Origin of the sequence: Streptomyces sp. R11 (assembly GCF_041051905.1) — a bacterium.
In the GTDB taxonomy this organism is placed as follows: Bacteria; Actinomycetota; Actinomycetes; order Streptomycetales; family Streptomycetaceae; genus Streptomyces.
The window spans coordinates 8434619-8443806 of record NZ_CP163432.1 but is presented as its reverse complement, the minus strand read 5'-3'; the positions used below and the strand labels follow the sequence as shown (position 1 = coordinate 8443806).

General features: G+C 71.3%; 13 protein-coding genes. 5 read left to right on the top strand and 8 right to left on the bottom strand.

Features of this window, described 5'->3' with window-relative positions; genetic code table 11:
* Positions 1 to 3 precede the first annotated feature (3 nt).
* Together AB5J55_RS39090 and AB5J55_RS39085 are read right to left on the bottom strand one after the other, a co-directional pair.
* On the bottom strand, positions 4 to 537 hold the full coding sequence (locus AB5J55_RS39090) for a flavoprotein (protein ID WP_369275172.1): 534 nt from the start codon (positions 535 to 537) through the stop codon (positions 4 to 6).
* Between the two features lie 31 nt (positions 538 to 568).
* Positions 569 to 1027, bottom strand: coding sequence for a DUF1348 family protein (locus tag AB5J55_RS39085; RefSeq protein WP_369275171.1), 459 nt, complete (start codon positions 1025 to 1027; stop codon positions 569 to 571).
* Positions 1028 to 1135: 108 nt separating this feature from the next.
* Here AB5J55_RS39085 and AB5J55_RS39080 point away from each other — a divergent pair, with 108 nt between their 5' ends.
* Entirely contained in the window at positions 1136 to 1687 is a 552-nt protein-coding gene (locus AB5J55_RS39080) for a TetR/AcrR family transcriptional regulator (protein ID WP_369275170.1), read from the top strand.
* Between the two features lie 152 nt (positions 1688 to 1839).
* On the opposite strand, the gene AB5J55_RS39075 is transcribed toward AB5J55_RS39080, so the two are convergent.
* Both AB5J55_RS39075 and AB5J55_RS39070 read right to left on the bottom strand, forming a co-directional pair.
* On the bottom strand, positions 1840 to 2040 hold the full coding sequence (locus AB5J55_RS39075) for a ferredoxin (protein ID WP_369276417.1): 201 nt from the start codon (positions 2038 to 2040) through the stop codon (positions 1840 to 1842).
* A 51-nt stretch (positions 2041 to 2091) separates the two neighbouring features.
* A complete protein-coding gene (locus AB5J55_RS39070) occupies positions 2092 to 3300 on the bottom strand; it encodes a cytochrome P450 (RefSeq protein WP_369275169.1) in 1209 nt (402 codons plus the stop codon).
* A 329-nt stretch (positions 3301 to 3629) separates the two neighbouring features.
* Between AB5J55_RS39070 and AB5J55_RS39065 the strand changes: the two genes are divergently transcribed.
* Both AB5J55_RS39065 and AB5J55_RS39060 read left to right on the top strand, forming a co-directional pair.
* Entirely contained in the window at positions 3630 to 4256 is a 627-nt protein-coding gene (locus AB5J55_RS39065; RefSeq protein ID WP_369275168.1) for a LysE family transporter, read from the top strand.
* Positions 4257 to 4338: 82 nt separating this feature from the next.
* Positions 4339 to 4788, top strand: a complete 450-nt coding sequence (locus AB5J55_RS39060) for a nitroreductase family deazaflavin-dependent oxidoreductase (protein ID WP_369275167.1) — start codon at positions 4339 to 4341, stop codon at positions 4786 to 4788.
* A gap of 109 nt (positions 4789 to 4897) precedes the next feature.
* Here the strand turns inward: AB5J55_RS39060 and AB5J55_RS39055 are convergent, their stop codons facing one another.
* Positions 4898 to 5869, bottom strand: a complete 972-nt coding sequence (locus tag AB5J55_RS39055; RefSeq protein WP_369275166.1) for a cation diffusion facilitator family transporter — start codon at positions 5867 to 5869, stop codon at positions 4898 to 4900.
* Positions 5870 to 5990: 121 nt separating this feature from the next.
* Here AB5J55_RS39055 and AB5J55_RS39050 point away from each other — a divergent pair, with 121 nt between their 5' ends.
* Both AB5J55_RS39050 and AB5J55_RS39045 read left to right on the top strand, forming a co-directional pair.
* Positions 5991 to 7004, top strand: coding sequence for a glutathione S-transferase family protein (locus AB5J55_RS39050; RefSeq protein WP_369275165.1), 1014 nt, complete (start codon positions 5991 to 5993; stop codon positions 7002 to 7004).
* A 24-nt stretch (positions 7005 to 7028) separates the two neighbouring features.
* Positions 7029 to 7340, top strand: coding sequence for a DUF4235 domain-containing protein (locus tag AB5J55_RS39045; protein ID WP_369275164.1), 312 nt, complete (start codon positions 7029 to 7031; stop codon positions 7338 to 7340).
* Between the two features lie 69 nt (positions 7341 to 7409).
* Here AB5J55_RS39045 and AB5J55_RS39040 read toward each other — a convergent pair whose 3' ends face one another.
* The 3 genes from AB5J55_RS39040 to AB5J55_RS39030 all read right to left on the bottom strand — a co-directional run bounded on the left by AB5J55_RS39040 (position 7410) and on the right by AB5J55_RS39030 (position 9120).
* Positions 7410 to 7802 carry a VOC family protein gene (locus AB5J55_RS39040; RefSeq protein ID WP_369275163.1) on the bottom strand — a complete coding sequence of 131 codons (393 nt, stop codon included), beginning with the start codon at positions 7800 to 7802 and terminating at the stop codon, positions 7410 to 7412.
* Between the two features lie 79 nt (positions 7803 to 7881).
* Positions 7882 to 8346 (bottom strand): pyridoxamine 5'-phosphate oxidase family protein, encoded by a 465-nt coding sequence (locus AB5J55_RS39035; protein WP_369275162.1) that lies wholly within the window; start codon positions 8344 to 8346, stop codon positions 7882 to 7884.
* Positions 8347 to 8361: 15 nt separating this feature from the next.
* Complete coding sequence (locus tag AB5J55_RS39030) at positions 8362 to 9120, bottom strand: TetR/AcrR family transcriptional regulator (RefSeq protein WP_369275161.1); 759 nt, start codon at positions 9118 to 9120, stop codon at positions 8362 to 8364.
* Positions 9121 to 9188 lie beyond the last annotated feature (68 nt).

Below are 9188 nucleotides of genomic sequence, written 5' to 3'. Positions count from 1 at the left end.
CGGCTAGCCGCGTTCGAGCAGTTCGAGCGCCCGTTCCCAACCGAACTCCGGCCGCCCGCCGCCCTCTCCCGCCTCGCCGGAGTACGGATCCCCGAAGCGCACGCCCATCCCCCGCAGCCGTATCAGACTGTCCCCGTAGGCGGGATGGGCGGCGAGCGCGTCGGCGACGCACGGGAGCACGGCGACGGGGACATCGAGGCCGGACGCCTCGCACAGGGTGCCCAGGGCGAGGGTGTCGGCGATGCCGGCGGCCCACTTGTTGATCGTGTTGAAGGTGGCCGGGGCGACGACGACGGCGTCCGGCGGCGGGAAGGGACGCGGGTCGGCGGGTGTGCGCCAGGCCGAGCGGATCGGGCGGCCGGTCAGGGCCTCGACGGCGGCGGTGTCGAAGAAGCCGTTCATGGCGACCGGGGTCGCGATGACGCCGACCTCCCAGTTCCGCTCCTGCGCGGCGGTGACCAGCTTGCTGACGTCCGCGGCGATCCCGGCGGCGCAGACGATGACGTAGAGGAAGGGTTTCCGGGTCTGTTGGGTCACCCGGGAACCCTACTCAGCCTCCTCAACGGGCCTATTGCAGCGGGAAGGTGAGCCCGCGCTCGTTCTCGGGCCGAGGGCCGAAGATCCGGCGGTCCGTCTCCTCGATCGCCACGTCGTTGATGCTCGCCTCGCGCCGGGTCATCAGCCCGTGCTCGTCGAACTCCCACAACTCGTTGCCGTACGACCGCCACCACCGGCCGTCGGCGTCCTGGCACTCGTACTGGAAGCGGACCGCGATGCGGTCGCCGTCGAAGGCCCACAGGTCCTTGCGCAGCGCGTACTCCTGCTCGCGCGCCCACTTGGCGGTGAGGAACTCGACGATCTCGGCGCGGCCGGTGACGAAGGTGCCGCGGTTGCGCCAGACGGAGTCCTCCGAGTAGGCGAGGGCCACCTTGTGCGGATCGCGGGTGTTCCAGGCGTCCTCGGCGGCCTGCACCTTCTGTGCGGCGCTCTCGCGGGTGAACGGCGGCAGGGGCGGTCGGTCGGTCATGTCGTCCTCCGGAGTCGAAACGGCGGCGGGAGCCGGGAGAACGTGCGTTCTCCCTCCTGGCTGCTACCGTAGGAGAACGCTCGTTCTCACGTCAAGGAGAGGCCGCACATGGACAGCGCAACCGCCCGGGAGCAGGCACTGGACGCCGCGGAGAAGCTGTTCTACGGCCGCGGCATCCAGTCCGTCGGCATGGACGACATCCGGGGCGCGTCCGGAGTCTCCCTGAAGCGCCTCTATCAGCTCTTCCCGGCGAAGGAGCAGCTGGTCGAGGCATATCTCGAGCGACGCGACGTGCGCTGGCGCGGGCAGCTCGCCGCCTACGTGGAGCGGCAGACGAACCCCGGGCAGCGGCTCCTGAGCGTCTTCGACTGGCTGGAGGAGTGGTTCGGCGAGGCGGACTTCCGCGGCTGCGCCTGGATCAACTCGTACGGCGAGCTGGGCGCCCGGTCGGAGCGGGTGGCGGACCAGGTCCGGGCACACAAGCGGGCGTTCCGGGACTACCTCGGCTCACTGGTGACGGCGGCCGGGCTGCCCGACGCCCTGACAGGGCAGCTGTATCTGCTGGCCGAGGGCGCCATGGTCACGGCGGGCATCACGGGCCGTACGCAACCGGCGGCCGAGGCCCGGGAGGCGGCGCGGTCGCTGCTGGCGGCGCGCTAGACGACAGGGCCCGGGGCCGGCTCGACCGGCGGCGGCAGGTCGGCCAGGCGCCCCGCCGACGCCCGACGTCCGTCGGGCCGCCCCCGCAGCCCTGCCGCCGAGTGCGGCGACGGAGCTGCGGGGCGACCGGGCCGTACTCGATGCGCCGGGCCTCAACTCCCCGTTTCCGACAAGGTGATGGCGCTGACCGGGCAGGCCCGGGCCGCCTCCCGCACCATCGGGTCGCCGCCGCCGTCCTCGCGGCCGGGGATCAGGGCGCTGAAGCCGTCGTCGTCCTGGGTGAAGACGGACGGGGCGACCAGGGCGCACTGGCCGGCGCCGACGCAGAGGTCGTGGTCGATGTCGATGTGCATGTCGTCTGCTTCGCGCGTTTCGCGCGTTTCGTTGTGCATGACCGGAGCCTCTTACCAGGTCACGGGGAGTTCCAGCATCCCCTGGATCGTGTCGCCGGGTTTGAAGGGGATTTCCTCCGCGGGGACGGCAAGCCGCAGGGTCGGCAGCCGGTCCAGGAGGGTGCGCAGGGCGATCTCCATCTCGGCGCGGGCCAGGTTCTGGCCGAGGCACTGGTGGATGCCGAAGCCGAAGGCGACGTGATGGCGGGCCGGGCGGTGCCAGTCCAGGCTGTCGGGGTCGGGGTAGACGGCCTCGTCGCGGTTGATGACCGAGGTCGAGAAGAGCACGCCGTCGCCGGCCCGGATCGTCTCGCCGTCCGCCTCGATGTCCTCGACGGCGACCCGCAGCAGCCCGTCGGCGATCGACAGCATCCGCATGAGCTCCTCGACCGCGGCGGGCAGCAGTCCGGGGTCGGCGCGCAATTCGGCCAGGCGGTCGGGGTGTTGGAGGAGCGTGAAGGTGCCCAGGGAGATCATGTTGGCGGTCGTCTCGTGGCCGGCGACCAGCAGGATGATCGCCATGGCGATGAGCTCCTCGCGGTCCAGATCGCCGTTGCGCAGCTGCTGGTGGACGAGTTCGCCCAGGACGCCGTCGGCCGCCTCCCCCTGCTTGTGCTTGCGGTCGATGAGCTCCTCGAAGTAGGCCTCCATTCGGCTGCGCGCGTCCATGGAGTCGGCGGCCGTCGGCCCGCGCAGCAGCCTGCGGGACTGGCCCTCGAAGAACTCGTGGTCCGCGTACGGGACACCGAGCAGGGCGCAGATCACCATCGACGGCACCGGCAGGGCGAACGCGTTCACCAGCTCGGCGGGCGGCCCCTGGGCGATCATCGCGTCGATCCGCTCGTCCACGATCTGCTGGATCCGCGGGCGCAGTTCGGCGGCGCGCTTGAGGGTGAAGCTGGGGATCATCATCCGCCGCTGGACGCGGTGTTCGGGGTCGTCGACGCCCAGCAGGGCGGTCCTGCGGCGGCGGACCTCGGCGAAGCGGGCGTTGGTCGCGGGGAATTCGGGCCGGTTGGGATCGGTGGACAGGCGCCGGTCGGCCAGCAGGGTGCGGGCGAGCGTGTGGCCGGTGACCAGCCAGACGAGTCGGCCGTCGTAGAGCTTCACGCGGGCCAGCGGGCGCGCGTCCCGCAGGGGGTCGTAGGCGGTGGGCGGGTGGTACGGACAGGTGCGGCTCTGGGGGAAGGCGACGGTGTGGGATTCCGTCATGTCCGTCATGGAAGACCTCGCAGACGAAGAGTGCGTCGTGCCGATCTTCATTAGATGCCCGGGGCATCCAATGGACGACGTCAAGTTCGGCCAGATCAGCCGCACGGGCAATCTGGCCGGGGATGGTCGCACGGAGCGGGGGGAAGATCGCACAGAGCTTCGATCTCTGGCCCGCCCGGCCGGATCTCCGCGGAAATCCGCTTGTCGGCGGGCGGCCGCCACCCACACAATCCGGCCATGCCTACGACCATCGCCTTCCTGCCGCTGACCGACACCCTTGTCCCGGTGCCGTTCCAGCAGCAGCCCGGCCGACCGTGGAGGCCGACGCTTCCCGCGTCGTGACCGCCGCGCTCGTCGCGGGACTGCTCGCGGGCTTTGGCATCGCCATCCCCGTCGGCGCGGTCGCGACCTACCTCGTCTCCCTCACCGCCCGTACGACCCTACGGACCGGGGTCTGTGCCGCGCTGGGCGTGGCGACCGCCGACGGGCTCTACGCCCTCGTCGCCACCCTCGGCGGCTCCGCACTGGCCGCCGCGCTGCGTCCGTTCCTGGTGCCGCTGCGCTGGGCCTCCGCCCTGGTGCTGGCCGCCCTCGCGGTACGGGGCGCGGTCACCGCCGTACGCCAGTACCGCGAGCACCGCCTCGCCGCCACCCGCTCCACGCCCCCTCCCCCGAGTCCGGCGCGCGCCTACCTGACGCTGCTCGGCATCACCCTGCTCAACCCGACCACCGTGATCTACTTCGCCGCCCTCGTCCTCGGCACCCGTGCGACGGCCCCCGTGCAACCCCTGGACCAAGGCGTCTTCGTCCTGGCCGCGTTCGCCGCGTCGGCGAGCTGGCAACTGCTGCTCGCCGGGGGCGGGGCGCTGCTGGGGCGCGTGCTGACGGGGCATCGCGGGCGGCTGGTGACGGCGCTGGTGTCGAGCGGCGTGATCCTGGCGTTGGGCGTGCGGATGCTGGTGTAGTCGCCGCAGGATGAATCTTGCACGCAACGGTGTTGCAGCACGACGTCAGTCAGTACCAGGACACGACGATGGGACCGATGCCATGCCTCTTGACGGCGAGTACGAGCCCAGCCCGACCAAATGGGTCCGCGACCAGGTGGAGTTGTACGAGAGCTCCGGTGGCACCAAGGGCACGACTCTGATGAACACGGGGATGCCCGTGATCGTGCTCACGACCCGGGGGGCCAGGAGCGGAAAGATCCGCAAGACGCCGCTGATGCGTGTCGAGCACGACGGCCGTTATGCCGCGGTGGCCTCGCTGGGCGGGGCGCCCAAGCACCCGGTCTGGTACCACAACGTCAAGGGCGACCCCCATGTGGAGCTCCAGGACGGTCCGGTGAAGCAGGACATGAAAGCCCGCGAGATCACCGGCGCGGAGAAGGACGAGTGGTGGGAGCGGGCCGTCGCGGCGTATCCGCCGTACGCCGAGTACCAGCAGAAGACGGACCGGGTGATCCCGGTCTTCGTCCTGGAGCCGTTCGACCAGGGCTGATCAGGCTCCGAGGAAGGCCGGATCGGGCCTCCCGCGGGGACCGGTCAGGGCTCCGGAAACTTTTTCTCCCGGGGAACGCATGAACCCGCTTTCGCCGGGCACACGAGCGTCAGGCCCCGCCGCGTTCCCCCGTCGCGGCGGGGCTTCCTTGTGCCTCGCGCGCGGAACGTTCGGTCACGTCGAGGAAGATCTGGTCCGCCTCGGCCACGGTCCGGGCGATGGACCGCTTGATGCGGACGGCGACCTCCTCCACCTGCTCGCTGTCGATCCCGGGCACCAGATCGACCCGGGCCGCGACCAGAGCCGTTTCCAGTCCGGTCTTCATCGTGAGCAGGGCTTCCACGCTGTCGATCTCCGGCTGGGCCTCCAGCAGCGCCCGGATCCGGGCGGCGGCTTCCGGGTCGGCGGCCTCCCCGATCAGCTGGTCGCGGGCGTCGCGGCCCAGGCGGAAGGCGACGTAGACGAGCAGTGCGCCGATCGCGAGCGACGCGGACGCCTCCCACACGACCTGCCCGGTGACCATGTGCAACGCCATGCCGGCGAAGGCGAGGGTCACCCCGACCACCGCAGTGCCGTCCTCGGCCACGACCGTGCGCAGGGCGGGGTCACGCAGACCGTCGGCGGCGCCGCCCTGCCGGCGCACCTGGTACAGCGCCCGCAGCAGCGACAGGCCCTCGGCAACGAAGGCGACACCGAGCACGACCATGCCCGCCACATACCCGGTGAACGACTCCTCGCCGCCACCACGCAGTGCCTCGACGCCCTGGTAGAAGGAGAAGCACCCACCCATCACGAAGATGCCGACGGCCGCGAGCAGCGACCAGAAGAAGCGCTCCTTGCCGTAGCCGAGGGGATGGCGGGCGTCGGCGGGTCGGCGGCTGCGGCGCAGCGCGGCCAGCAGGAAGACCTCGTTCAGGCTGTCCGCCACGGAGTGCGCCGCCTCCGACAGCAGCGCGGGTGACTGGGTCAGGAGTCCGCCGACCGCCTTGGCGACGGCGATGACGAGATTGGCCGTGAGCGCCACCAGAACGGTGACGCGGGTCCTGTGGTCGGCCTTCGGTTCTGTGGACGTGCTGGTCATTTGTCACTGACTCCCCCGGTCGACAGGGCTCACACCGTGCGGTCGGCGTATTTCGGGGGACTCGGTGAGATCAGGGAACCCGGCATGCGGGCAGACGCGTACGGCAGAGAGGAGCCAGGTCATGAGCGGCGGGGGCAACACCGCCTACGGGAGGAAGAGGTTCCAGCGGTCGAGGGCCCATTTCACGGACCGGATCACCGCGGACGGGCGGGACGGGTGGCCGGTGGAGGCGGGGCGCTACCGTCTGGTGGTCAGCCGTGCCTGCCCGTGGGCGAGCCGGTCTCTGGTGTCCCGGCGCCTGCTCGGCCTGGAGGACGCCCTGCCCCTGGCGATCGCCGACCCGATCCAGGACGACCGCAGCTGGCGCTTCACGCTGGATCCCGACGACCGTGACCCGGTGCTCGGCATCCGCTTCCTCAGCGAGGCCTACGACAAGCGGGAGACCGACTACCCGGGCGGCGTCAGCGTGCCCGCGGTCGTGGACGTGCCCAGCGGCCGGCTCGTCACCAACGACTATCAGCGGATCACCATCGACCTCGCCACCGAGTGGACGGCCCTGCACCGCGAGGGGGCACCCGATCTCTGTCCGGAGGGGCTGCGGGACGAGATCGACACCGTGATGGCGGACATCTACGACGACGTCAACAACGGGGTGTACCGGGCGGGCTTCGCCACCGGGCAGCAGGAGTACGAGCACGCGTACGCACGTCTGTTCCGGCGGCTGGAGCTGCTGGCCGATCGACTGGCCGGGCAGCGCTATCTGGTGGGCGACACGATCACCGAGGCGGACATCCGGCTGTTCACCACCCTGGTGCGTTTCGACGCCGTCTATCACGGCCACTTCAAGTGCAACCGCTGGAAGTTGACGGAGAACCAGGTGCTGTGGGCGTACGTCCGCGACCTCTACCAGACGCCGGGGTTCGGCGACACCGTCGACTTCGACCACATCAAACGGCATTACTACGAAGTCCACAGCGGCATCAACCCGACCGGAATCGTGCCCCTCGGGCCGGACCTGTCGGGCTGGCTGACGCCGCATCACCGTCAGGAGCTGGGCGGCAGGCCGTTCGGCGACGGGACACCGCCCGGGCCGGTTCCCGAGGCCGAGCGGGTACCGGCGCAAGGGCGACCCTGACCCACGAAGGAGGCGCAGACGCACATGGCCAAGCAGAACAAGCAGAAGAAGAGGAAGCTCCCCCTCGCCTACAAGCCCCTCGGATTCGCCCTCGGCTGGGCGAGCGGGGCGCTGGCCGGGCTCGCCTTCCGCAAGACGTGGATGGCGATTCGGCATGAGGAGGACGCCCCCGACGCCTTGGACCGGGACCGCGGCTGGGGAGAGATCCTGCTCGCGGCGGCGGTCCAGGGCGCCCTGTTCGCGGCGGCCCGCAGCCTGGCGGACCGCGCGGGTGCGAAGGCGATCGAGCGCTCGACGGGCGTGTGGCCGGTCAGCGAGAAGGGCGGCCGGGACTGACGGCCCGCCCCGGCGATCCCGCCGGCACCGAGGGAGGGCTGGGCCCCGCTTCGGTGCCGGCGGAGGGACTCAGCCCTGCTTCGGTGCCGTCGGGGCCATCGTGCGCAGCATGAAGGAGTGGCCGGCCGGGTCGGCGTAGCCGCGTTCCTCGAAGGGGCCGGCCGCGTCCTTCGTCTCCACGGGACGGCCGCCGAGCCCGACGATTTTGCGCTCCGCCTCGTCCAGGTCCTCCACCACGAAGTCCAGGTGGGCCTGGAGGGAGTTCTCCGGGCGCGGCCAGCTCGGCGGGGTGGCGTTCATGTCGCGACGGAATGCCAGCCGGGTCCCGTCGGCGCCCCTGATCTCGACGCGGTTGGCGGTCGCGTCCGTCATCTCGCCTTCCAGCAGATCCCGGTAGAACTCGGCGAGCTTCTCGGGCTCCGCACAGTCGAGCACCACGAAACCCGCTTTCACCAGTGGCATGACTCCTCCGAAGGGTCCGGGGCACGGGACGGTCCTGCCCCGTCGCCTGCACCCCAACGGGTGTCCCGGCCAGGCGGTTTCAGTCCGCCACCAGCCACTCGCCGTCCCGCATCAGTTCCCGCCCGACCAGCTCGTCGGCCTCACGCCAGGCCTGCACCCGGGTCGGCCGGACGCGGAAGTACAGGTAGGGCGTGCTGAGTAGGCGCGGGTCGAAGCCGGTCCTGGTCGCGAAGAGGTCGCCCTCCTCCTCGGACAGCTCGGCCGGGGCGATCGTCTCGACCGTCCCCTCGACCATGACGACGTCGCGGGTCGGCCCGATGCCGAGGCGTGTTCTGCCGGTCGCTTTGAGGTTCCGGCCGGTCGGGCTCGTGGCCGGTGGGGCGAGCAGCAGGGTCGAGCCGTCCCACAGGAAGGACAGGGGGACGAGGTACGGCATTCCCCCGGCGGCGTCGGCGGTGGCGACCCACACGTCCTCGTCGTGTTCCAGTCGGTGCAGGGTGTCCTGCTTGCGTTGCTCGGCGGGGCGGGCGGGTGGCCGGGTCATCGGCGAACGGTCTCCTCACGGAACGGCGTTGACGTGCGGGTCCAGTGTGGCCGTCGGACGTCCCGCCCGGGCCTGGATTTCCGTCAGGCGGGCCGCGGCGGCGGTGAGCAGCAGGTCCAGGGCCGCCGGGTAGGAGCTGTTCGGCATGTCGGCCACGAGATGGCGGGCGGTGGCGGCGATGTGCGGGTGGGATTCGGCGGGCAGCCTCGCGTACGTCGCCCGCCAGACGGCCACCTCCGCCTCGCGTGCGGCCTTCGGCATCGCCACGCTCGCCGAGTCGAGGGCGCCGAACGCGAGGGCCTGGTCGACGAAGGCGTGGTAGATCCGCACCGCCTCCGCGTCGGGGAAGCCCGCGTCGCGCAGCACGCCGAGGATCGTCTCGACGGCCTGGATCTCGTACGCCCGCCCGGTCACCCGGTACGAGCTGAGCACCGCGGCCCGCGGATGGGCGAGGGCACCCGCGTGCATGCGCAGGCCGAGGTCCCGCAGGTCGGCGCGCCAGTCGCCGGTCGGGCGCCAGGTGCGCAGGGTACGGCCGATGAGTTCGTCGGCGATAGCGAGCATCAGGTCGTCGGTGTGCCGGAAGTACCGGTACAGCGAGCTGGGGTCGGCACCGAGCGCACGGCCGAGGCGGCGTACCGAGAGGGCGTCGGTGCCGTGCTCCTCGATCAGCCTGAGGGCCGTCTCCACGATCAGCTCGTCGGACAGGACGACGCCCTGCTTGGTGGGGCGCCTGCGCTGCCGGGCGGTGGGCGGGACGACGCGGTCGGTCATGGGCGCCTCCGTGGGCCGGTGAAACCGGGGTCGATGGGCGAGACCTTACGACAACACCGTTGACCTGT

What these genes read in the sequence shown, in the direction of transcription:
- AB5J55_RS39085 (WP_369275171.1), bottom strand. Translation starts at nt 1,027, where the DNA reads ATGACCGACCGACCGCCCCTGCCGCCGTTCACCCGCGAGAGCGCCGCA.
- AB5J55_RS39080 (WP_369275170.1), top strand. Translation starts at nt 1,136, where the DNA reads ATGGACAGCGCAACCGCCCGGGAGCAGGCACTGGACGCCGCGGAGAAG.
- AB5J55_RS39075 (WP_369276417.1), bottom strand. Translation starts at nt 2,040, where the DNA reads ATGCACATCGACATCGACCACGACCTCTGCGTCGGCGCCGGCCAGTGC.
- AB5J55_RS39070 (WP_369275169.1), bottom strand. Translation starts at nt 3,300, where the DNA reads ATGACGGACATGACGGAATCCCACACCGTCGCCTTCCCCCAGAGCCGC.
- AB5J55_RS39060 (WP_369275167.1), top strand. Translation starts at nt 4,339, where the DNA reads ATGCCTCTTGACGGCGAGTACGAGCCCAGCCCGACCAAATGGGTCCGC.
- AB5J55_RS39055 (WP_369275166.1), bottom strand. Translation starts at nt 5,869, where the DNA reads ATGACCAGCACGTCCACAGAACCGAAGGCCGACCACAGGACCCGCGTC.
- AB5J55_RS39050 (WP_369275165.1), top strand. Translation starts at nt 5,991, where the DNA reads ATGAGCGGCGGGGGCAACACCGCCTACGGGAGGAAGAGGTTCCAGCGG.
- AB5J55_RS39045 (WP_369275164.1), top strand. Translation starts at nt 7,029, where the DNA reads ATGGCCAAGCAGAACAAGCAGAAGAAGAGGAAGCTCCCCCTCGCCTAC.
- AB5J55_RS39040 (WP_369275163.1), bottom strand. Translation starts at nt 7,802, where the DNA reads ATGCCACTGGTGAAAGCGGGTTTCGTGGTGCTCGACTGTGCGGAGCCC.
- AB5J55_RS39035 (WP_369275162.1), bottom strand. Translation starts at nt 8,346, where the DNA reads ATGACCCGGCCACCCGCCCGCCCCGCCGAGCAACGCAAGCAGGACACC.
- AB5J55_RS39030 (WP_369275161.1), bottom strand. Translation starts at nt 9,120, where the DNA reads ATGACCGACCGCGTCGTCCCGCCCACCGCCCGGCAGCGCAGGCGCCCC.